Raw genomic sequence first — 23,024 nt, 5'->3', positions numbered from 1 at the left:
TGCAATAATTAACACGGTGTTATAAAATGGGTTTTTAACTGATAAATAGGTACTCAAATAGCTAGGTTAATATTACCGCAAGGTTTTGAAGGTCATGATTTTATAAAAATGATGAAACATGAGCCGCATGGTCGAAATCGTATACGTTTATTGGCGATGTATCACCTTCAATTAGGCAAATCTTTTAAAGCCATATCTGAAATAGTGAAGTCACACTGGAAAACTGTGCAATCATCGCTCAGAAGATTTAGGAATCATGGTTTTGAAGGATTATTTGAATCACAAAGAAGCGGTGCCCCTAGGAAGATTAATACCAATTGTAATAATTAACACGGTGTATTTATCCAATCTCTATACATAATTGATTTTACTAAATCTACATTATGAGCAAGTTGATTCCAAGCGTAACAAGCCATAGTAACGATATCTTCATATACACCATAACATTGGTTAGACAAGAAATGATTTTTAATCCATTCCCAAACTTGTTCCATTGCATTAAGTTCCGGTGCATAGGGCGGAAGCGGTATCAAAGTGATATTGCTTGGCACAGTTAGTTTTTTGGCTGTGTGCCAACCTGCATTATCCGTTAGTAAAGCTATATGTCGGTTGCCTTGAATACTGCGAGAAAGCTCTTCTAAGAATTTATTCATTGCCTGTGTGTTTGCATATGGTAAAATTAATGCACAAGCTTCTCCTGTCTCATGGCAAGCAGCTCCGTAAATATATGTTGAAATAAATTGCTGTTGCCGAACTTTACGGGGTCTAGTGCCACGCTTAGCCCATATACGAGTTAAGCTACCTTGTTGCCCAACTCTAGTTTCATCCTGAGACCATATATCAACTTTACATCTATCGATATTTTTTGCTAATAATTTTGTTAACATGTCTGGAAAGTTTTCTTATATCTATTTTGAGTCTCTTGATTTGATTTTGGATGCATTGAACGAGAAGTAATCCAGCTAAAACCAAGGCGGTGCATAGTATTGTAGACTGTTTTTAAAGCACATTTAGCACCATATTCCTCAAGTAACATGATATGTAGCTCTTTTCCAGTTATATACCCACCAGTTTTACTTTTACTGAGCGTATTGATTTTATCAAAAAGAGCAGATTCTTGTATAGTGTTAATCTTCCTAGGGGCACCGCTTCTTTGTGATTCAAATAATCCTTCAAAACCATGATTCCTAAATCTTCTGAGCCATGATTGCACGGTTTTCCAGTGTGACTTCACTATTTCAGATATGGCTTTAAAAGATTTGCCTAATTGAAGGTGATACATCGCCAATAAACGTATACGATTTCGACCATGCGGCTCATGTTTCATCATTTTTATAAAATCATGACCATGAAAACCTTGTGGTAATATTAACCTAGCCATTTGAGTACCTTTTATCAGTTAAAAACCCATCTTAGACCACTGCGTTAATTATTGCAATTGGTATTATTCAATCCCCAAAGAGACATCGTTTTCCAGTAAGCATTATTAGCCATGCAGTATGGTTATATCATCGATTCAATAATAGTTACAGAGATGTACAAGAACAGATGGCCTATCGAGGTATTATTTTAAGTCATGAGACAGTAAGATTTTGGTGCAATAAATTTGCGGTTTATTTTCAAGATGTTATCAGCAAGCGAGAGAGGAAACCAACTGATAAATGGCATTTAGATGAGATGAATATTAAGATTAAAGTCGAGGTATTTATATTATGGAGAGCTGTTGACTCTGAGGGGCATGAATTAGAAGTATTACTGCAGAAGCGTCGTAACAAAAAATCAGCTATTCGTTTTTTATCAAAATTATTGGGTCATTATCCAGCTCCAAGAGTAATTGTTACTGATAAGCTCAGAAGTTACATTAAGCCGATTAAGCTTATGTGCCCTAAAACTGAGCATCGCACTCATAAAAGACTAAATAATCGTGTTGAGAATGCTCATCAACCAACTAGGCGCAACGAGAAGATATTAATTAAATTTAAGCATCCTAATTCAGCCCACTGTAAATTATCACTGATGGGAAAAGTCAGAAATATATTTGCCGTAAATGTTGGAAGATATAGTAAAACAGCAATTGAGCAAAGAATTGCATTTGCATCAGCTAAATCCATTTTGGACGAAGCCACTCAAAGACTTCTTGCTGCCTGAAATCTAAAAATATAGCTCTTTTTGATACTATTTTACTTAACTTGACGGTGCCAACTCAGATTATATATTATCATTCGAGTATATCCACATCCACCTCTTCCTCAGGGCTATCAGCAATCAATGCGGTAGAAACTACTTTTTCTCCTTGTTCGGTTTTGAATAATATTACACCACTAGTATTACGACCAGTTATACGTACAGATTCAAGTTTACACCTAATTAGTTTGCCATTATTAGTAATTAACATCAACTCATCAGACATATCAACCGGCATTACTCCAACAACTAATCCAGTTTTATCAGACACATCCATATTAACAATACCGCTACCACCACGGTTAGTAATCCTATATTCGTATGCAGAACTTCTTTTTCCAAAACCATTTTCACTAACAGTAAGAATAAATTCTTCTGAAATAGCCATTTCTAAAATCTGTTCTTTATTTAACTGTACACCAAATTCTTCCGGAGTGAATTCCTTGCCATCAGCGATTAACAACCTATTTTCTATAGGAATTGATAAATAAGCTTCCCTTTCATCCATTGTACATGCTATGCCTTTTAATATTGTCATAGAGATAACGTAGTCACTAGCAGCAATCCTCATACCTCTTACACCATCAGAAGTACGGCTTTTAAATACCCTAACTGAACTAGCTGGGAATCTTATAGCTTTACCAGCTTTGGTTGCCAGTAAAACATGGTCTTCATCCTTACAAACTTTAACATCTATTAAATGGTCATTATCATCAAGCCTAATAGCAATTTTACCATTTGATTGAATACGTTTAAAGTCTGATAAATCATTCCTTCTAATGTTACCTTGGCTTGTAGCAAAAATAATATTCAAATTATCCCACTCATCCTGATTTGCAGGCAATGGCATAATATTATTTATACGTTCTCCTTCTTTTAAAGGTAAAATGTTGACTATTGGTCTTCCTTTACTCTGAGGATTACCAAGTGGCAGTTTATATAATTTTAAGCTGTATACCTGCCCGGTATTTGAGAAAAACAACATCGGTGTGTGAGTACTGCCAACAAATATTTGAGTGGTAATATCTTCGTCTCTCATTGACAGCCCTGCCCTTCCCTTTCCTCCTCGTTTCTGTGCTCTATAGGTAGCAAGAGGTACGCGTTTAATATAACCGCCCAATGTCACGGTCACAACCATTTCTTCTCTTTGGATAAGATCCTCAATATCTTGATCAAAGTCACCTAATTCAATGCTAGTAAGGCGGGGAGTAGCGAATTCATCTTTGATTCTAATTAACTCATTTTTTAGGATATCTAGAAGTTTCTCACGTGATGCTAGAATGTCAGTATACCCCCTAATCTCCGTAGCTAGTTCTGCAAGATCATTTTCTAATTTATTTTTCTCCATAGCAGTTAAACGTTGCAATCGCATTTCAAGAATTGCTTTTGTTTGTGTTTCAGTAAAATAACATTTACCATCATCTGCTATCATTGCTCTATCATCAACAAGTTTTACTAGATCTAGTATAGATGACGCATCCCAAGTTCTTTGCATTAGTTGCTCTTTAGCACTTGCCGGATCATTTGAAGATTTAATTATTCTAATAACCTCATCAATACTACTAACAGCAATCATTAGTCCCAATAAAATATGTGCCTTATCACGAGCCTTATTTAACAAATATATCGTCCTGCGAGTTATTACTATTTCTCTAAAATTGACAAAAGCAGCTATCACTTCTTTTAAGTTCATAACTTCTGGTAGCCCATCTCTTAGAGCTAACATAATCACACCAAAACTAGTTTGCAGCTGAGTATAGGAATATATTTGATTTAGCACCAATTCTGCTACAACATCTTTCTTTATTTCAATTACTACTCGAATACCATCTTTATTTGATTCATCTCTAAGATCACTGATACCTTCAATACGTTTTTCCTTGACCAGTTCGGCAATTTTCTCAACCAATTTAGCTTTATTAACCATATATGGTATTTCTGTAATAATAATAGCCTGTCTATTATTAGCAATCTCTTCAATTTCGCTACGTCCTCTAGTTAGAATACTACCCCTACCTGTTAAATAAGCTGACCTCATACCGCTTGTACCAAGTACGATACCAACAGTAGGAAAGTCAGGACCTTTAACTACTGACATAAGTTCTAATATTTCTACATCATTATTATCAACATATAGGCAACAAGCATCTATTATTTCTCCAAGATTATGAGGGGGAATATTGGTAGCCATGCCAACAGCAATACCATTAGTTCCGTTCACCAAGAGATTGGGAAACATTGATGGTAATACCAATGGTTCTTTTTCAGAACCATCATAATTTGGCGTAAAATCAATGGTTTCTTTATCAATATCTTCAAGCAATGTATGAGCAACTTTAGCAAGTCTTGACTCTGTATACCTCATAGCAGCGGCAGCATCACCATCTCTTGAACCAAAATTACCCTGCCCATCAACGAGCGGTAATCTTAAAGAGAAATCCTGTGCCATTCTCACTAATGAGTCATAAATTGCAGCGTCGCCATGCGGATGGTATTTACCCATCACATCACCGACAGTTCTTGCTGACTTACGATAAGGTTTGTTAAAGTAATTAGATGCTTCATACATTGCATAAAGGATTCTGCGATGCACTGGCTTCAGACCATCACGTACATCTGGAATGGCTCTACTGACGATTACACTCATAGCATAATCTAAGTAAGAGCCTTTCATCTCATCTTCAATGCTAATAGATATTAAGTTTTGACGATCTAAATTAGTCACAGTTAGAACCTACATTTATTAAAGTAATATTAGAATAGTTTAAGTATATTACATATTCAGAAAAAAATCTATTGCTGAATGAGCGTAGACTAGCTGGAAAAGCTATTTTTTTCCAAGTATAGCTATAACCCGAAGAACAGATTCCCCGGCACCGTCAAGTTATACCAATTGCAATAATTAACGCAGTGGTCTAAGATGGGTTTTTAACTGATAAAAGGTACTCAAATGGCTAGGTTAATATTACCCCAAGGTTTTCATGGTCATGATTTTATAAAAATGATGAAACATGAGCCGCATGGTCGAAATCGTATACGTTTATTGGCGATGTATCACCTTCAATTAGGCAAATCTTTTAAAGCCATATCTGAAATAGTGAAGTCACACTGGAAAACCGTGCAATCATGGCTCAGAAGATTTAGGAATCATGGTTTTGAAGGATTATTTGAATCACAAAGAAGCGGTGCCCCTAGGAAGATTAACACTATACAAGAGTCTGCTATTTTTGATAAAATCAATACGCTCAGTGAAAGTAAAACTGGTGGGTATATAACTGGAAAGGAGCTACATATCATGTTAGTTGAGGAATATGGTGCTAAATGTGCTTTAAAAACAGTCTACAATACTATGAACCGCCTTGGTTTTAGCTGGATTACTTCTCGTTCAATGCATCCAAAATCAAATCAAGAGACTCAAAATAGATATAAAAAAACTTTCCAGACATGTTAACAAAATTATTAGCAAAAAATATCGATAGATGTAAAGTTGATATATGGTCTCAGGATGAAACTAGAGTTGGGCAACAAGGTAGCTTAACTCGTATATGTGCTAAGCGTGGCACTAGACCCCGTAAAGTTCGGCAACAGCAATTTATTTCAACATATATTTACGGAGCTGCTTGCCATGAGACAGGAGAAGCTTGTGCATTAATTTTACCATCAGGTTGGCACACAGCCAAAAAACTAACTGTGCCAAGCAATATCACTTTGATACCGCTTCCGCCCTATGCACCGGAACTTAATGCAATGGAACAAGTTTGGGAATGGATTAAAAATCATTTCTTGTCTAACCAATGTTATGGTGTATATGAAGATATCGTTACTATGGCTTGTTACGCTTGGAATCAACTTGCTCATAATGTAGATTTAGTAAAATCAATTATGTATAGAGATTGGATAAATACACCGTGTTAATTATTGCAATTGGTATAATATAATTATAGTAAAGTTTTTCTCTGCACTAATACTCGTCATCCACTTTTTTTAAATATTTTTTTATTAATTCTTTGAATCACATATATACGTCAAATAAGTCACAATAGATAAAAATTTGTAATTTGTTTATCAACTGTTTAAAACCTTCTTGACTCTATAATTATAGTACAATATCCTAAAAATTCCATATAATCCCAAGTTATCCCAATTATAACCAAAAATTAGTTATAACTTAATTATGGGATAATATTTAAGCAATTTTGCTGTCATCTCAGTGTAGGCTGGGATCTGATACCCCATGTGGTAATTATTGAAAGGTAAAGGGTAAATGAATATTTTTTTATCAAAATATATAAACAATCTTGATAAGAAAGGTCGGGTTTCGATACCTGCCAGCTATAGATTAGCTTTGTCTAGTCAGTCATTTAATGGGATTATTGCCTATCCGTCTTTTAGAAATAAGTGCATTGAAGGCTGTAGTTTGAAGAGGCTTGAGGAGCTAAGTCAAATAATCCAAACCTTAGATCCCTATTCTGAGGAGCGAGATGCTTTCGAAACGATCATTCTTGGTGAAGCTATCCAGCTTAGTTTTGATAGTGAGGGAAGGGTGATTCTACCTAAATCTTTAATGGATCACGCTGGTATATCAGATCAAGCTTGCTTTGTAGGGAAGGGATTGGTCTTTGAAATTTGGCAGCCACAAAATTTTGAAACGTATCTTTCTTCAGCTCGGCAAATTGCTCAAGATAACCGTTTAACTCTTAAGAATATCAATAAGGATATATGATACAAGAATCCGCCTCATCTCATACAGCTGTTATGTTAAATGAAGTTAAGAAAGTCTTGTGTCCTAAAGATGGGGGGAATTATCTGGACTGTACTTTTGGTTTTGGTGGTTATAGTCGGATGATACTTGATTGTTGTAATTGTCAATTAGTGGCAATTGATCGTGATCCAAATGTTATAACCTACGCCAATCAATTGATAAATTATTATCCTGGTAAAGTGAGATTTATTCAGACAGGTTTTGCTGAAAGCTTTTCAGAATTAGGTTCGTTGAAATTTGATGGCATAGTTATGGATTTAGGGGTTTCTTCTATGCAACTTGATTCTGGAGATAGAGGGTTTTCCTTTACTCATGATGGTCCACTTGATATGAGGATGAGCAGTACGGGATATAGTGCTGCAGATTTTATAAATAAGGCTGATGAACAAGAAATAGCTGATGTGATTTATAAATATGGTGATGAATCTTATTCTCGAAGAATCGCTAAAAATATTATAGAACACAGGTTATTAGAGCCTATTACCAATACAGCAAAATTTGCCCATATTGTTCGTAGTAGTATAGGTTTTCGCAAAGGTAAAATTGATACCGCTACTAAGACTTTTCAAGCAATTCGTATTTACATCAATGATGAATTGGGGCAATTAGAAAGGTTTCTAAGTAATAGCAAGAATATTTTAGCACCAAATGGTCGCCTAGTAATTGTCTCATTTCATTCATTAGAAGATCGAATTGTTAAAAATTTTTTAAAAGCAAATTCTGCTAAATTAGTTGCTAGGTCTAAATATGCGGCAAAAATTCTAGCCGAAGAAAATTCTAAGGAATGGCTTAAAATTCTTACAAAAAAACCATTATGTCCATCGTCTAGGGAAGTTGCACTTAATCCAAGAGCAAGATCTGCAAAATTAAGGGCTGGACAAAAAATAGATGGTACTACATATGGTAGTTAGAATATTTAGTTGTATAACTGTATGTACTATAATTTTTTCTATTTATGGATTATTTAGAGTTAAAGATCAGGTTATTGCCTTGCATTATCAGCTTGGAGAGGTTTCAAAACAGTTGACTGGTGAGAGTGATAGAATTCACGTGTTAAAAGTCGAACAATCATACCTTACTTCTCCTGCTAGACTAAGAAAATTAGCATCACTTTATTTACAATTAGATACTGTTAAAGTTAAGCAAATAATTAGTGATCCTTTGCTACCTGAGAGTAAGAAATATGCAAAGTCTAACGAAGTAGGTGGTTCATATTTTAGTAAAACCAATGTTAAGTGGCGTTATAAAACAATTGCTAATAATAAATACATAAAAACCGTTTCAACTAGAAAATCAGAGTATATTCGATGAAAATCAACATTAGTATAGTACTTACATGGCAAAAAAGATGTTATCTTGTTTCGGTGCGGAATCTGAAAAAATACCTTGTAAGACTATTCAGTATTATATATCTGCTACTTTTGCAGAATGATATACTAGTAAGCAATTAGCAGCAGTATGTAGATGGATAATAATATATTTTTATTAGCATTTATAAAAAATATTCTAACTAAAATGAAAAGAAATTTTAGTAGTATTATTTTATGGGATGTAGGTGCTAACAATACCAAAATCAGATTATTAATAGTTAGCTGTTGTTTTGCTATATTTTTTTGTGGTTTATTATATCGCTTAATAATTGTTGCGACCAATGGCTATGTTAAGCTAGAATATCAAGTAAAAAATAGTGACTTTAGGAAAGAGATAGTAGATCGTAATGGTAACTTATTAGCAGTCAATTTACCTTCCTCCTCATTGTTTGCTAATCCACAGAAAGTAATTAATCCTTCGCAATGTTTAGAAAGATTATCCAATATCTTGCCTGAGATTGATAAAATGAAGTTACTTGCAGAGTTACAAAGTAACAAAAGTTTTGTATGGATCAAAAGGGATTTATTGCCAAAAGAGCAAGAAGCGATATCAAATTTGGGAATGCCAGGTTTTAGTTTTGAACAAGAACAAAAAAGAATCTATACTTTTTCCAATTTATTGTCACATATTATAGGATATGTGGGTAGGGATTTGGTTGGTCTTGCTGGGTTAGAAAAAACCTATGATAAGTTTCTAACTAATTCTGACTTTATACAGCCGGATCAACTTAAAAAACCTCTTGAACTATCTATAGACGTAAGATTACAAAATATTCTAAGTGAAGAAATAGATAGGACGTTAAAGGAGTTTAGTGCAATAGGAGCAGTAGGAATAATTGTCAACCCTAATAATGGTGAGATTTTAGCTATTGTTAGTAAGCCGGATTTTAACCCATATTATCCGAGTAGAGCAAAGCCAGAAGAGCTATTTAATATGGCAAGTCTTGGTATCTATGAGATGGGGTCTGTATTTAAAACTTTGACTATGGCCGTAGCTTTTGATACTGATGCTATAGCAATGAATGATGCTTATGATATTAGCTATATGAAGGTAGGGGGGTTTAATATCAAAGATTATCATCCAAGGCAAGGGTGGCACAGTGTTCCAGAAATTTTCTTGCATTCGTCGAATATTGGTGTTAGTCAAATTATGCTTGAAGTTGGAAAGAATGATTTTAAAAATTATTTAAAGAAATTAGGTTTACTAGATCAGCTTAAAATTGAGTTACCAGAGAGAGGTACTCCTTTGTTTCCATCTGACAAGAGGTGGAGTGATCTTACTACTGCTGTCATGGCCTATGGTTATGGCATTTCAATTAGCCCTTTACACTTTATGCAAGCAGTATTGCCAATAGTAAATGGAGGGATATTATATGATCTGACTTTAATCAAAAGGTGCGATGAGCGTTTTGTTGGCACGCGTGTTTTTAGTGAGAAAACCTCTAAACAAATGAGAGAGTTATTTCGTTTGGTGGTAAAAGAAGGGACAGGACGTAGAGCCGATGTTAAAGGATATCTTGTCGGTGGTAAAACTGGTACTGCTGAAAAATTAACTTCAGATGGGCATAGCAAGAAAAAATATCTTAAAAATAGCAGAATTTCATCATTTTTAGGTTTATTACCAGCCATTGATCCCCAATATATTATTTTTATAATGTTTGATGAACCAAAAGGAACAAAAGAATCATTTGGCTTTGCTACTGCTGGCTGGACTGCAGCTCCTGCTGTTGGAAGAGTTCTTGAGCGAATGGTAGCACTATATGGAATAGAGCCAGTTGAAAAAGAGGAGGGGTTATAATATTTTTTCTGCAATAGTGTCAATTATCTAAACCATATTCCAACTGATGATATTTTTTCTTTGCTAAATATCTTTTGTTAATATATACTTTATATATTAAATTATATTGAGGAATTATGAAAAATATTATCTTTTTAATTTTAACAATAATTCTATCATCTTGTGGGGAACCGTCAAGTTAAGTAAAATAGTATCAAAAAGAGCTATATTTTTAGATTTCAGGCAGCAAGAAGTCTTGGAGTGGCTTCGTCCAAAATGGATTTAGCTAATGCAAATGCAATCCTTTGCTCAATTGCTGTTTTACTATATCTTCCAACATTTACGGCAAATATATTTCTGACTTTTCCCATCAGTGATAATTTACAGTGGGCTGAATTAGGATGCTTAAATTTAATTAATATCTTCTCGTTGCGCCTAGTTGGTTGATGAGCATTCTCAACACGATTATTTAGTCTTTTATGAGTGCGATGCTCAGTTTTAGGGCACATAAGCTTAATCGGCTTAATGTAACTTCTGAGCTTATCAGTAACAATTACTCTTGGAGCTGGATAATGACCCAATAATTTTGATAAAAAACGAATAGCTGATTTTTTGTTACGACGCTTCTGCAGTAATACTTCTAATTCATGCCCCTCAGAGTCAACAGCTCTCCATAATATAAATACCTCGCCTTTAATCTTAATATTCATCTCATCTAAATGCCATTTATCAGTTGGTTTCCTCTCTCGCTTTCTGATAACATCTTGAAAATAAACCGCAAATTTATTGCACCAAAATCTTACTGTCTCATGACTTAAAATAATACCTCGATAGGCCATCTGTTCTTGTACATCTCTGTAACTATTATTGAATCGATGATATAACCATACTGCATGGCTAATAATGATTACTGGAAAACGATGTCTCTTTGGGGATTGAATAATACACATAGCACTGAAATTTAGGTAACAATTGTCACTGATAATCTATAAATTATTCCCTACATTTGCTCAATACTTAATTTACATTTCTCTTAACTTGACGGTGCCTTCTAGATAGCTATTCGCTAATAGACATTTAGGAGCTTATAACAATATACTCGATGAAAATCAACAATTGCGTTGTCGTTATCCAAGACCTGCGGTACTCACGTACTAATGTACGCTGTGCTCCTCGGCTTGGACACTTCTAGCACTTGTTGATTTTGATCTTCGTCTACCAACTCAGAACTAATTGATAAAATCAAAGTCTTTCCCTTGTTGAATATATTGTCTTATTCTTGACATTAATTCTTGGAAATACACCAAATTATGCCACGTCATAAGTACCGCCCCTAGAATCTCTTTTACCTTTACCAAATGATGTAAGTAAGCTTTATTATAATTTTTACATGCTGAGCATGGACAATCATATTCTAGCGGTTCATGATCGCTACTATATTTACTATTGCGAATATTTACTATACCATATTTGGTAAAAGCTTGACCATTCCGACCCGAGCGGGTTGGAATAACGCAATCAAACATATCTACTCCCCTTGCAACCGCACCAATAATATCATCTGGTTTACCAACCCCCATAAGATATCTTGGCTTATATTTAGGTAACAAATCCGGAGCATAATCTAACACATTGAACATTAGTTCTTGCCCCTCACCTACTGCTAGACCTCCGATAGCATACCCTTCAAAATCTAATTCTACCAAATTTTGTGCTGACTGAACACGTAACTCCTGATATATACTCCCCTGTACAATACCAAATTGACCATAACCTTCTCTTTGAACGAAGGTTTTTCTTGACCTCTCTCCCCATCTAGATGTCAATTCCATAGATGATTTTGCTTGCTCAAATGTTGCAGGATATGGGGTACATTCATCAAACGCCATAGTAATAGTGCTATCAAGAAGATATTGTATCTCAGTTGCACGTTCGGGAGTTAACATATGCTTACTACCATCAATATGAGAGTTAAAAATTACACCTTCTTCGGTAATGTTACGTAATTTCGATAGGGACATGACCTGAAAACCACCTGAGTCAGTAAGTACAGGCTTTGACCAGTTCATGAATTTACGCAAGCCCCCAAGCTTAGCAATTCTTTCAGCAGTTGGCTGCAGCATTAAGTGATAAGTATTACCAAGTACTATATCAGCGCCGGTAGACTCTACGGCTTCGGGTAACATGGCTTTTACCGTACCTTTAGTACCGACTGGCATAAAAGCTGGGGTACGTATCTGACCGTGCCTAGTAGTAATAACACCAGCTCTTGCTTTTTTATGTTGAAACTTTAAGTCAAATGAAAATTTTTGCATTATTAATTTACCTTTTCAATACACATAGCTATCCCCATCCTCCCACCTATACAAAGTGTTGCTAGCCCTTTTTTCACGTTAATTTTTTGCATTTGATGAATTAATGTTACCAAGATTCTTGCCCCACTTGCTCCTATTGGATGACCAAGAGCAATAGCCCCTCCGTTCATATTGACTTTATTAATATCCCAATTCATCTGTTGATTTACATAAATAGCTTGAGCGGCAAAAGCTTCATTAGCTTCTATTATACCAATTGCAATAATGAACACGGTGTATTTATCCATAGATAATCTCTATACATAATTGATTTTACTAAATCTACATTATGAGCAAGTTGATTCCAAGCGTAACAAGCCATAGTAACGATATCTTCATATACACCATAACATTGGTTAGACAAGAAATGATTTTTAATCCATTCCCAAACTTGTTCCATTGCATTAAGTTCCGGTGCATAGGGCGGAAGCGGTATCAAAGTGATATTGCTTGGCACAGTTAGTTTTTTGGCTGTGTGCCAACCTGCATTATCCGTTAGTAAAGCTATATGTCGGTTGCCTTGAATACTGCGAGAAAGCTCTTCTAAGAATTTATTCATTGCCTGTGTGTTTGCATATGGTAAAATTAATGCACAAGCTTCTCCTGTCTCATGGCAAGCAGCTCCGTAAATATATGTTGAAATAAATTGCTGTTGCCGAACTTTACGGGGTCTAGTGCCACGCTTAGCCCATATACGAGTTAAGCTACCTTGTTGCCCAACTCTAGTTTCATCCTGAGACCATATATCAACTTTACATCTATCGATATTTTTTGCTAATAATTTTGTTAACATGTCTGGAAAGTTTTTTTATATCTATTTTGAGTCTCTTGATTTGATTTAGAGACTGTACCTTTATTGATAACTACCCCAATTCAGGATAAGAATTAGTTAATTCTTATCCTGAATTCGCATGTAACTAGTATACTCGAATGATTTGAAGAACGGGAACAACAACAGACACGGGGTGATTGAACGTAGTATACTTTTCTGCTCCTAAAAATTGTTTTTTGAAAATATCAGGAACTCGCGTACTCATGTACTAAATGTACACCTAGTTCGCTTGCCTATTATACTCGATGAAAATCAAGAATTGTGTCGTCATTATCCAATATCTGCGTTGTGCACATACTATATGTCACACTGACTGAACAAAAAGGTTAGGTTGGTTGCACAAAGTGTAATTTAAACAATTTTATGATTAAGAAATCAAAAAATTGCTTAGAACGACTATAAGCTTGTTTAATTAATCTTATACCTAACTGTAGTACAGAATCACTCCTACATCCTAGCATTTTCTTCATTTTTATCGGTTGCTCTTGCTCTCCAATTGCTCCTATTTTTATTGCCATTGCATAATAGAGTATCACAGATTTTTTTGTATTCAATCTAAAATACTCTATTTACTAGCTCTTTCAATCATTCCATCTCTTTTGTCCAGTAGTGTGACTATATGTACGCTCCGCTTGCTCCTCGACTTGGTAATTCCCGCTACTATCATGATTTTGATTCTATCAACTCTTCATTTACAAGCAGTATATATAGGCTTCGCTCCATCGTTCCTGCTATCCAATTCTCCTGAATTGACTATAAATTAGGACTCTACCTTTTCTATAGTAATGGTTGAATCTGGCAGCTTAGTGATTTTTTCAATCTTTAAGCGAGCGGCTTGTAGTTTCTTTTCACAGTGATCTTTTAGTAAGACCCCTCTTTCAAAACTATTAATTGATGAATCTAAACTTTCCTCTCCCGTATCAATTTTTTTTACAATTTCTTTTAGTTCAGCTAAGGCAGCTTCAAAGCTCATATTTTCAATAGATTTTAAGTCTAGCATAATAATTTACCTCCTTCAAATTTACTTATGCTGTGAAGTATACTCGGTGAACTTCAAGAATTGGCGTTGTCGTGTCTAAAGATATCCGCTGCTCCGTTACTCATGTACGCTACGCTGCTCGACTTTGACACTCCTAGCTCTTCTTGAAGTTATACTATCGTCTACCAACTCTTCATTTACGAGCAGTATATGTCCTCAGCCTTGCCTAATTGTGCAGCATAAGTACCCTTAAGTATTTTTATCGTATTTCCAAAATGAATGGCTGCTTCGTCTACTATTAAATTTTTAACCCATGTGTTAAAGGTTAGATACCACAACTGTTGAAAGTTAAAAAATCGTCTATTAGAGAAGCACCGTTAGGCACTGTGGCAATCTTCATGGGGGTAGTCAAGACTCCTTTACAAGATTGCCACGTCGCCGCTTGCAACGATTCCTCGTAATGAAGGTTTAAGTCTTACAACAGCACTTCGCTAATAGACGATTTTTAACTTTCAACAGTTGTGGGTTGGATACCCAAAATTGCTATAATTTTTTATATACTCTAGAATAGAAAATCAAGAATTGTGTTGTCATTATCCAAGATTTTAGCGGTACTCACGTACTTCATATACTCTGCTCACCTCTTGTTTGTTGTCCCCATTCTCCAAATCATTTGAGTATATATATTAGTTCCTAATATACTTTCTATCTAGCTCGTTATATAGTCTATAAATTGCAATTTCTCGATCTGTAATCTTTTTACTAGCAATTTTTAGTAATCTTTCTGATGACTTTTCAGTTAATTGGATTGATGAATGTAGCTGTTCAGCAAGCTTCTTCAGTGATTCCTGAATTTCCATAAAAGATTTTTGTAATTGAGCTTTAATAGATACAGAAGAATTCTCAAGCTCATTAAGCTTTACATACACATGTTCTACCAGTTGATTAATTTTATCTTGCAGTAAATTTAATTGTTGTTTGCGTCCCTCTATTAGGTATTTACTAGTCTCATTTATCTTGGCTTGTATTCTGATTTTGGAAGTAACTTCTAAATTCCAAGCTAGTCCAAGTTTGCTCATTACGTATATTATCCATTTATGGACATCAAAATGATACCACTTAGCACCATTGCGATAATCTGATGGGAAGGCATGGTGGAAATTATGCCAGTTTTCACCTAATAAGAACAAAGCCATCCACCAAATATCTCCTGCAGTACCTTTATAATATTGTTTACTACCAACAAAATGACATAGAGAATTAACGCAAAAAGTTGCATGTTGTTGCAGTGCTCTACCAATACCAATAAACAAGAAACCAGCATAGGCAGAGATGATAGTACCACCTATTAAGTAACCTATTAATGCTGGAAATACAATATTCATAAACGCAGCAATTTGCCAATAACATTTTAATTGCCATCTTAGCAATTTGTTTCTACCAAGTTTAACCATAGTAATTCGGTCAATGGACTTATAGCTTCCATCAATGATCATCCACCCAATATGTGACCATAAAAATCCTAAAATTCTATTCTCAAACTTCAATGGGCTATGCGGATCTTGATCTTTATCAGTATAAGCATGGTGTTTGAAATGATTAGATGCCCAGGACAACACTGGTCCTTGTAACGTACCAGCTGACATCATAACAAGAATAAATTCCACCACCTTATTTGTTTTAAAGGCATGATGTGACCACAGCCTATGCAACCCAACACCAACAGCAATATTAGAACCATAATAGCCAGCTATAAACAAACTTATCTCAAATACACCTATTTTATGGCTAGCATAGTATTTTATACCCAAATATGAAAGTATAATTGGGTATATAATTAGCACAAAGAAAATGGACCAAATGATTCTTTTTAGCATATATCTAATCTTTAAATAAATTAAATGTCCTTAACTCCATAGTTACAATATAACATATTGCAACATATTGCAATATGGAACATATGCAATATTACATTTTACGTTTCCATAATTTGTTAAACATCCGTTGTCCGAAATAGAAACTAATAATACCAATTGCAATAATGAACACGGTGTTATAAAATGGGTTTTTAACTGATAAATAGGTACTCAAATAGCTAGGTTAATATTACCGCAAGGTTTTGAAGGTCATGATTTTATAAAAATGATGAAACATGAGCCGCATGGTCGAAATCGTATACGTTTATTGGCGATGTATCACCTTCAATTCGGCAAATCTTTTAAAGCCATATCTGAAATAGTGAAGTCACACTGGAAAACTGTGCAATCATCGCTCAGAAGATTTAGGAATCATGGTTTTGAAGGATTATTTGAATCACAAAGAAGCGGTGCCCCTAGGAAGATTAACAGTATACAAGAGTCTGCTATTTTTGATAAAATCAATACGCTCAGTGAAAGTAAAACTGGTGGGTATATAACTGGAAAGGAGCTACATATCATGTTAGTTGAGGAATATGGTGCTAAGTGTGCTTTAAAAACAGTCTACAATACTATGCACCGCCTTGGTTTTAGCTGGATTACTTCTCGTTCAATGCATCCAAAATCAAATCAAGAGACTCAAAATAGATATAAAAAAACTTTCCAGACATGTTAACAAAATTATTAGCAAAAAATATCGATAGATGTAAAGTTGATATATGGTCTCAGGATGAAACTAGAGTTGGGCAACAAGGTAGCTTAACTCGTATATGGGCTAAGCGTGGCACTAGACCCCGTAAAGTTCGGCAACAGCAATTTATTTCAACATATATTTACGGAGCTGCTTGCCATGAGACAGGAGAAGCTTGTGCATTAATTTTACCATATGCAAACACACAGGCAATGAATAAATTCTTAGAAGAGCTTTCTCGCAGTATTCAAGGCAACCGACATATAGCTTTACTAACGGATAATGCAGGTTGGCACACAGCCAAAAAACTAACTGTGCCAAGCAATATCACTTTGATACCGCTTCCGCCCTATGCACCGGAACTTAATGCAATGGAACAAGTTTGGGAATGGATTAAAAATCATTTCTTGTCTAACCAATGTTATGGTGTATATGAAGATATCGTTACTATGGCTTGTTACGCTTGGAATCAACTTGCTCATAATGTAGATTTAGTAAAATCAATTATGTATAGAGATTATCTATGGATAAATACACCGTGTTCATTATTGCAATTGGTATAAGTCAAAGTAATAATTGTTGGTTTTACTAAACCACATAATAGTTTCATGTCTTCCAGAGAATCTTTTTGAAGCATGTAATCCATGTCAAAATGCCAAATAACCCTATTTCTCATTTTCATTTTTAACTCTGAAAATATAGGATATAATAAAATATCTAAATTGATGACTTTTTTTTGCCAATTATAATATTTATTAATATCTGATTTTTTTCGTATTCCTTACCTATATTATATGGTGGTGATGTTATTATTAAGTTGATACTGTTATTTGGAATTTGTTCTAATAACTTCATGAAATCACCTTCAAATAGAGTTGCTTGATTATTTAAATCAAAACTATTTTTCAAGATATTATGTTTTTGTTTTTGATAAGACAACTTATTCACAATTTCACTAAAGCTATGATTCTTTTCCTGTATTTCAGATATTCTAATTGCTTCTTGTACCATATTCTAGAAAATTAAAGTTTTATCAGTTAGTTTAGTATTAGATAAATTACTTAGAAATTCAACAAATCTTTCGTATTTATATGAAAAACCATTAGCTTGTTAACTTCTAGTTTAAACATAAATCAGGAAATTATCTACTAACTTTTTAACTTGCTTGCGAGTTTCTTGCTCACAATCACTGTTATCTTGCGTAGCTTTCAACCCATCTAATACGTTGCAAATCATCTCGCCAACTTCTATAAACTCCTTTTCTTTAAATCCTCTAGTGGTGCATGCAGGAGTACCAAGCCTAATACCAGAAGTGATGAACGGTGAAGTTGTATCAAAAGGTATAGAATTTTTATTACAGGTTATCCCTACTCTTTCAAGTGAATCTGCGGCCATCTTACCAGTTATACCATATTTTCGTAGGTCCACTAATACTATATGATTATCAGTACCATTAGTTAAAATATCATAGCCTCTTGCCATCAAACTGTTAGCAAGAGCTTTTGCATTACTCATAACCTGTTTTATATAAAGATGATAATTTGGTTTTAAGGCTTCCAAAAAGCCTACTGCTTTTGCTGCAACAATATGCATTAACGGTCCACCTTGCAGCCCAGGAAATAAAGCAGAATTTATCTTTTTACCCAATTCCTCATCGTTTGAAAGAATAATACCACCACGTGGACCACGCAGAGTTTTATGAGTAGTAGAGGTAACAGCATGAGCATAAGGTAAGGGACTTGGATGTTCGTTTGTAGCAACAAGTCCTGCAATATGGGCAATGTCCGCTAGTAAATATGCCCCTACTCTATCAGCAATCTCCCTAAATTTGCTAAAATCTAATTGACGTGAATAAGCAGAATAGCCAGCTATAATCAATTTAGGTTTATGCTGCATTGCTAATTGCTCTATTTGCTGATAATCAATTAAATAAGTTTCTTTATTTACCGAATAGAACACAGAGTTAAACCATTTGCCAGACAAGTTAGGCGGAGCACCATGAGTCAAATGCCCCCCTGTATCTAGCGACATACCAAGTATGGTGTCATGTGGTTTTAATAGGGCTAAAAATACTGCCTGATTAGCCTGAGAGCCGGAATGAGGCTGAACGTTAGCATAGTTACAATTAAATAGTTTTTTTACTCGTTCTATCGCTAACAGCTCAGCTTTATCAACCTCTTCACAACCATTATAATAGCGTTTTCCAAAATATCCTTCAGCATATTTATTGGTAAGAACTGACCCTTGTGCTTCTAATACTGCCGGGCTTACAAAATTTTCAGAAGCAATCAATTCGATAAAATCATGCTGACGCTTTTTTTCAGCATTAATAATTTGGTATATTTCATTATCTGTTTCAGATAATTTATTAGGACAAATAGTCATTGAGCTAACCTATAAGAAGTAACTAATTTTTATCCCGAATTGGCTTTAATATAAGAAAAAATGCATTCTTAAAGCGGCTTTGCAAATGCATTTTAAACTTATAGACGTATATGTCTATTAGCGAGCGAACGTATGTGAGCGTGGCAATCCATGAAGCTTGTCATATAGATTGCTTCGTCGACCTACGGTCTTCTCGCTAATAGACGGTTTTTAGGCTAAAACTTTTTCGGTTTAGCTATAACTTAATTTACTTCAACGCTTTCAAGCCTTCTTCAAGACCTTTCGTAGAGAGTGGAAGATTTACTTGTTGACCAGCTGAATTCATTATCCCCACGATAGGATTAGCATCTTTTGATAAAATATCTTTAAGATCTTTATCTGATATTTCAGCAACAGCCTGACAAGAATCTTTTGTACAAGTAACGTACTTACCTGGAGCAACTAATTTTTGGGAACTAATAATTGACGTACCTGGAGCAACAGAAACATCAGCAGGAACTACTTGTATCATTTTTAAACTTCTTGCCTTACCACTACCCAAATAACCTATTTGATACACAGCTAACACTTGTTGTTTACCATCTTTATTAGTAGAGTTAATTGCTTGACTTAAAAAACAGACCTGTTTTTTTTCAGCATCTGTGGTGCAGTTAACTACCCAATCTGAGAATTTTTGCCCCTCTTTAACCGCAGCATCAACTCTACTAGGATTACCCAAAAATAGTCCCAAACCCATTACAGCAAGACCAGCTGTAACAAACAATGATTTTTTAATACAATTTGTCATAATTCTACTTATTTAATATTATTAGTGGACAATGACAGATTCAAACTGCCACCCTTTCGTGAGCAAGGATGTCGTAATTTTGACACCTAATTTCTCTTTTTCAGTCCTTAACACCTAGTCCTTAATATTTCTTCGCCTACTAGAATTTAAGGACTAGAGGATATCTAAATTTAATATATTTGTCAATCTGTTAAAATCGTTTTCATAACGCAAATATTTTTAGGTTAGCTATAGCCCCTTGTATTATTATTAACTTTTAATTATATAAAATACTTAGTGGGGTTAAATATTATGATATATTCTCACCTTAATACGATAAATGCACTTTTGGAGCGGCTGACACGAGTGCATTTTAACAATCAGGTTTGACTTAATTTACAATTTATAAGGTTATTGAAATGGACATGAATAAATTTACTACACATGCAAAATCTGTTATCTCTAATGCTCAAAGCTTAGCAGGAAAGAATGATCATCAGCAAATATTGCCATTACATATATTGGCAAGCTTATTAAACGATGATAGTGGTGTTATTACTAATCTCATTAATATTTTGGGTAGTAGCTTAGACGATTTAAATAGAGCTTTAACTATAGAATTAAACAAAATCCCAAAAGTACAAATTGAGGGAGGAGGACAGCTTTACCTATCATCAGCAGCACTAAAATTACTTGATAAAGCATCAGAGCTTGCCAAGAATAATGCTGATAGTTTTGTGACTATTGAGCGAATTTTTGAAGGCTTATCATATGACAAAACCTCTGCTGGTAAAATTTTATCGGATAATTCAATAACTAATAAGAAAATAAATGCAGCAATTTTACAGTTAAGAAAAGGTAAAAAAGCAGATAGCGAATCTTCTGAAAGTAGTTACGATGCCCTAAAAAAATACGGTAGAGATGTAACCGAGCTAGCAGAACTTGGTAAACTTGATCCAATAATTGGCAGAGATGAGGAAATTAGAAGAACAGTACAAGTTTTGTCGAGAAGAATGAAAAATAACCCTGTACTGATAGGAGAGCCAGGAGTTGGTAAAACAGCCATAATAGAAGGGTTAACCCAAAGAATATTTAGCCAAGATATTCCTGAAACTTTAGCAAATTGTCGTATCATTGAACTTGATATGGGAGCCTTAATTGCTGGAGCTAAATATCGTGGAGAATTTGAAGAACGACTAAAAGCTGTATTAAATGAGATTAAAAACTCTAGTGGAGAAATTATTTTATTTATTGATGAACTACATCTTTTAGTAGGAACTGGTAAGACAGACGGAGCTATGGATGCATCAAACTTACTAAAACCCATGCTTGCTAGAGGGGAACTCCATTGTATTGGTGCTACCACTTTAGACGAATACCGTAAATATATTGAAAAAGATGCAGCTCTTGCTAGAAGATTTCAACCAGTTTATGTTAGCCAGCCAACAGTAGAGGATACTATTTCAATTCTACGTGGCATTAAGGACAAATATGAATTACATCATGGTGTAAGAATTGCTGATAGTGCTATAGTTGCTGCTAGCACTTTATCTAACAGATATATTACTGATCGTTATTTACCAGATAAAGCTATTGATTTAATCGACGAAGCATGTAGTAGGCTAAAAATAGAATTATCTAGTAAACCAGAAGAATTGGATGAGCTTGATCGTCGCATCATTCAAATAAAAATTGAACTAGCAGCTCTAAAAAAAGAAGACGATGAATATTCAAAAAAGAAAATTATCCAATTAACAGATGAATTAGCCAAACTTGAATCTCTTTCTTATGATATGAGTGCTAGCTGGCAAGCTGAAAAATCCAGGATACATATTGAGCAAAAATTAAAAGAGGAGCTAGAAAAAGCTAAAGCAGAACTCGAAAGAGCAGAAAGAAGTAGTGATCTTGCCCGAGCTAGTGAGCTGAAATATGGTATTATTCCTGATTTAACTAAGAAACTACAACAAGCAATAGAAGGGGGAAATAACCAACTATCAAAAGAAGTCGTATCAGAAAACGATATAGCTATAATCATCTCCAGAATTACTGGTATACCGATTGATACAATGTTATCAAGCGAGCGTGAAAAGCTACTCGCTATAGAAGATAAACTGCGTCAATCGGTGATTGGTCAAGATGAAGCTATAAAAGGAGTCAGTGATGCTGTACGTCGTTCTCGTGCTGGTTTGCAAGATATTAACAGACCACTGGGGTCATTTTTATTCTTAGGTCCCACTGGTGTTGGTAAAACCGAGCTAACTAAGGCTTTGGCACTTTTTTTATTTGATGATCGTAATGCTATACTCAGAATTGACATGTCTGAATATATGGAAAAACACTCTATATCACGTTTGATTGGAGCTCCTCCAGGGTATGTTGGTTATGAGCAGGGAGGCATCTTAATCGAAGCAGTACGTAGGAGACCTTATCAAGTCATTTTATTTGATGAAGTGGAGAAGGCTCATTCAGATATTTTTAACATCATGCTGCAGATTTTAGATGAAGGACGACTAACCGATAGTCAAGGGATAGTCGTTGATTTTAAAAATACCATTATTGTTCTTACTTCTAATCTTGGAGCTGAAATACTTATTAATCAACGAGAAGAAGATGACCAACATAAAATCAAAGAACAAGTAATGGAATATGTACGAGCCGTATTTAAACCTGAATTCTTAAATAGGCTAGATGAGATTATTCTATTCCATAAACTAACTCATGCCAACATCCATGATATTGTTAAAATACAATTGGATAATCTGAAAAAAATTCTTTTGCAACAAAATATTATATTGCAATTTGATGAATCAGCTATAAATTACCTTGCTGATAAGGGCTATGACTCAATGTTTGGTGCTAGACCATTAAAAAGAGTTATTCAACGAGAACTACAGAATCATTTTGCCAAAATGATTCTTTCGAGTAGTATCATGAGCGGTGATACGGTAAACATCAAATCAACTGGTAGTGAACTAGTTATTAATAAAGTAGCCTAAATAGAAAAGAAT

General features: G+C 34.7%; 23 protein-coding genes and 1 pseudogene. 11 read left to right on the top strand and 13 right to left on the bottom strand.

All coding sequences use genetic code 11. The features are described 5' to 3' along the window. Positions 1-108 precede the first annotated feature (108 nt). Positions 109-330 (top strand): helix-turn-helix domain-containing protein, encoded by a 222-nt coding sequence (locus tag ACFE3K_RS02355; RefSeq protein ID WP_375359208.1) that lies wholly within the window; start codon positions 109-111, stop codon positions 328-330. Here the strand turns inward: ACFE3K_RS02355 and ACFE3K_RS02350 are convergent. Both ACFE3K_RS02350 and ACFE3K_RS02345 read right to left on the bottom strand, forming a co-directional pair. Continuing rightward, positions 327-887, bottom strand: a complete 561-nt coding sequence (locus ACFE3K_RS02350; protein ID WP_375358342.1) for an IS630 family transposase — start codon at positions 885-887, stop codon at positions 327-329. The genes ACFE3K_RS02355 and ACFE3K_RS02350 overlap by 4 nt on opposite strands. Continuing rightward, complete coding sequence (locus ACFE3K_RS02345; RefSeq protein WP_375358453.1) at positions 881-1,381, bottom strand: helix-turn-helix domain-containing protein; 501 nt, start codon at positions 1,379-1,381, stop codon at positions 881-883. Before ACFE3K_RS02345 ends, ACFE3K_RS02350 begins: the two co-directional genes overlap by 7 nt. A 47-nt stretch (positions 1,382-1,428) precedes the next feature. Between ACFE3K_RS02345 and ACFE3K_RS02340 the strand changes: the two genes are divergently transcribed. Beyond that, the gene (locus ACFE3K_RS02340) at positions 1,429-2,148 is read left to right on the top strand and encodes an IS6 family transposase (protein ID WP_375359455.1); all 720 of its coding nucleotides are present in this window, start codon (positions 1,429-1,431) and stop codon (positions 2,146-2,148) included. Positions 2,149-2,218: 70 nt separating this feature from the next. On the opposite strand, the gene gyrA is transcribed toward ACFE3K_RS02340, so the two are convergent. After that, complete coding sequence (gene gyrA, locus ACFE3K_RS02335; RefSeq protein WP_375359207.1) at positions 2,219-4,909, bottom strand: DNA topoisomerase (ATP-hydrolyzing) subunit A; 2,691 nt, start codon at positions 4,907-4,909, stop codon at positions 2,219-2,221. A gap of 225 nt (positions 4,910-5,134) precedes the next feature. On the opposite strand from gyrA, the gene ACFE3K_RS02330 reads away from it, so the two are divergent. From ACFE3K_RS02330 to ACFE3K_RS02305, 6 genes are all read left to right on the top strand, one after another. Next, the gene (locus ACFE3K_RS02330) at positions 5,135-5,635 is read left to right on the top strand and encodes a helix-turn-helix domain-containing protein (protein ID WP_375359206.1); all 501 of its coding nucleotides are present in this window, start codon (positions 5,135-5,137) and stop codon (positions 5,633-5,635) included. Continuing rightward, positions 5,629-6,099 (top strand): transposase, encoded by a 471-nt coding sequence (locus ACFE3K_RS02325; protein ID WP_375359205.1) that lies wholly within the window; start codon positions 5,629-5,631, stop codon positions 6,097-6,099. The genes ACFE3K_RS02330 and ACFE3K_RS02325 overlap by 7 nt, the downstream gene beginning before the upstream one ends. A 349-nt stretch (positions 6,100-6,448) precedes the next feature. Beyond that, entirely contained in the window at positions 6,449-6,907 is a 459-nt protein-coding gene (locus tag ACFE3K_RS02320) for a division/cell wall cluster transcriptional repressor MraZ (RefSeq protein WP_375359204.1), read from the top strand. Next, entirely contained in the window at positions 6,904-7,857 is a 954-nt protein-coding gene (gene rsmH, locus ACFE3K_RS02315) for a 16S rRNA (cytosine(1402)-N(4))-methyltransferase RsmH (RefSeq protein WP_375359203.1), read from the top strand. Before ACFE3K_RS02320 ends, rsmH begins: the two co-directional genes overlap by 4 nt. Next, positions 7,847-8,257 carry a hypothetical protein gene (locus ACFE3K_RS02310; RefSeq protein WP_375359202.1) on the top strand — a complete coding sequence of 137 codons (411 nt, stop codon included), beginning with the start codon at positions 7,847-7,849 and terminating at the stop codon, positions 8,255-8,257. The genes rsmH and ACFE3K_RS02310 overlap by 11 nt, the downstream gene beginning before the upstream one ends. A gap of 183 nt (positions 8,258-8,440) precedes the next feature. Then, positions 8,441-10,114: a peptidoglycan D,D-transpeptidase FtsI family protein gene (locus ACFE3K_RS02305; protein ID WP_375359454.1), complete on the top strand. Its 1,674-nt coding sequence runs from the start codon at positions 8,441-8,443 to the stop codon at positions 10,112-10,114. 218 nt (positions 10,115-10,332) lie between these two features. Here the strand turns inward: ACFE3K_RS02305 and ACFE3K_RS02300 are convergent, their stop codons facing one another. The 7 genes and pseudogenes from ACFE3K_RS02300 to ACFE3K_RS02270 all read right to left on the bottom strand — a co-directional run bounded on the left by ACFE3K_RS02300 (position 10,333) and on the right by ACFE3K_RS02270 (position 16,135). After that, complete coding sequence (locus tag ACFE3K_RS02300; RefSeq protein ID WP_375359201.1) at positions 10,333-11,043, bottom strand: IS6 family transposase; 711 nt, start codon at positions 11,041-11,043, stop codon at positions 10,333-10,335. A 279-nt stretch (positions 11,044-11,322) separates the two neighbouring features. Then, positions 11,323-12,408, bottom strand: a complete 1,086-nt coding sequence (gene tgt / locus ACFE3K_RS02295) for a tRNA guanosine(34) transglycosylase Tgt (RefSeq protein ID WP_375359200.1) — start codon at positions 12,406-12,408, stop codon at positions 11,323-11,325. A 2-nt stretch (positions 12,409-12,410) separates the two neighbouring features. After that, positions 12,411-12,659, bottom strand: a pseudogene (locus tag ACFE3K_RS02290) (acetyl-CoA C-acetyltransferase); the annotation flags it as partial. Further along, on the bottom strand, positions 12,656-13,240 hold the full coding sequence (locus ACFE3K_RS02285) for an IS630 family transposase (RefSeq protein WP_375359005.1): 585 nt from the start codon (positions 13,238-13,240) through the stop codon (positions 12,656-12,658). The gene ACFE3K_RS02285 and the pseudogene ACFE3K_RS02290, both read right to left, overlap by 4 nt. Before the next feature lie 365 nt (positions 13,241-13,605). Next, positions 13,606-13,833: a hypothetical protein gene (locus ACFE3K_RS02280; RefSeq protein ID WP_375359199.1), complete on the bottom strand. Its 228-nt coding sequence runs from the start codon at positions 13,831-13,833 to the stop codon at positions 13,606-13,608. 206 nt (positions 13,834-14,039) lie between these two features. Beyond that, a complete protein-coding gene (locus ACFE3K_RS02275; RefSeq protein ID WP_342260280.1) occupies positions 14,040-14,279 on the bottom strand; it encodes an exodeoxyribonuclease VII small subunit in 240 nt (79 codons plus the stop codon). Positions 14,280-14,944: 665 nt separating this feature from the next. Continuing rightward, positions 14,945-16,135, bottom strand: coding sequence for a fatty acid desaturase (locus ACFE3K_RS02270; RefSeq protein WP_375359198.1), 1,191 nt, complete (start codon positions 16,133-16,135; stop codon positions 14,945-14,947). 265 nt (positions 16,136-16,400) lie between these two features. On the opposite strand from ACFE3K_RS02270, the gene ACFE3K_RS02265 reads away from it, so the two are divergent. Continuing rightward, entirely contained in the window at positions 16,401-16,850 is a 450-nt protein-coding gene (locus tag ACFE3K_RS02265) for a helix-turn-helix domain-containing protein (protein ID WP_375359197.1), read from the top strand. Beyond that, positions 16,844-17,428: an IS630 family transposase gene (locus ACFE3K_RS02260; RefSeq protein ID WP_375359005.1), complete on the top strand. Its 585-nt coding sequence runs from the start codon at positions 16,844-16,846 to the stop codon at positions 17,426-17,428. Before ACFE3K_RS02265 ends, ACFE3K_RS02260 begins: the two co-directional genes overlap by 7 nt. A 154-nt stretch (positions 17,429-17,582) precedes the next feature. Here the strand turns inward: ACFE3K_RS02260 and ACFE3K_RS02255 are convergent, their stop codons facing one another. From ACFE3K_RS02255 to ACFE3K_RS02245, 3 genes are all read right to left on the bottom strand, one after another. Beyond that, positions 17,583-17,876: a hypothetical protein gene (locus ACFE3K_RS02255; RefSeq protein ID WP_375359196.1), complete on the bottom strand. Its 294-nt coding sequence runs from the start codon at positions 17,874-17,876 to the stop codon at positions 17,583-17,585. A 111-nt stretch (positions 17,877-17,987) separates the two neighbouring features. Then, positions 17,988-19,250 carry a serine hydroxymethyltransferase gene (glyA, locus tag ACFE3K_RS02250; protein WP_375359195.1) on the bottom strand — a complete coding sequence of 421 codons (1,263 nt, stop codon included), beginning with the start codon at positions 19,248-19,250 and terminating at the stop codon, positions 17,988-17,990. 247 nt (positions 19,251-19,497) lie between these two features. Further along, complete coding sequence (locus tag ACFE3K_RS02245) at positions 19,498-20,037, bottom strand: invasion associated locus B family protein (RefSeq protein ID WP_375359194.1); 540 nt, start codon at positions 20,035-20,037, stop codon at positions 19,498-19,500. 398 nt (positions 20,038-20,435) lie between these two features. Here ACFE3K_RS02245 and clpB point away from each other — a divergent pair, with 398 nt between their 5' ends. Further along, positions 20,436-23,012 (top strand): ATP-dependent chaperone ClpB, encoded by a 2,577-nt coding sequence (gene clpB / locus ACFE3K_RS02240; RefSeq protein WP_375359193.1) that lies wholly within the window; start codon positions 20,436-20,438, stop codon positions 23,010-23,012. The last annotated feature ends 12 nt before the right edge of the window (positions 23,013-23,024 follow it).

Origin of the sequence: Candidatus Tisiphia endosymbiont of Neophilaenus lineatus (assembly GCF_964264975.1) — a bacterium.
Classification (GTDB): domain Bacteria; phylum Pseudomonadota; class Alphaproteobacteria; order Rickettsiales; family Rickettsiaceae; genus Tisiphia.
This window is presented reverse-complemented; position numbering and strand designations above follow the sequence as displayed.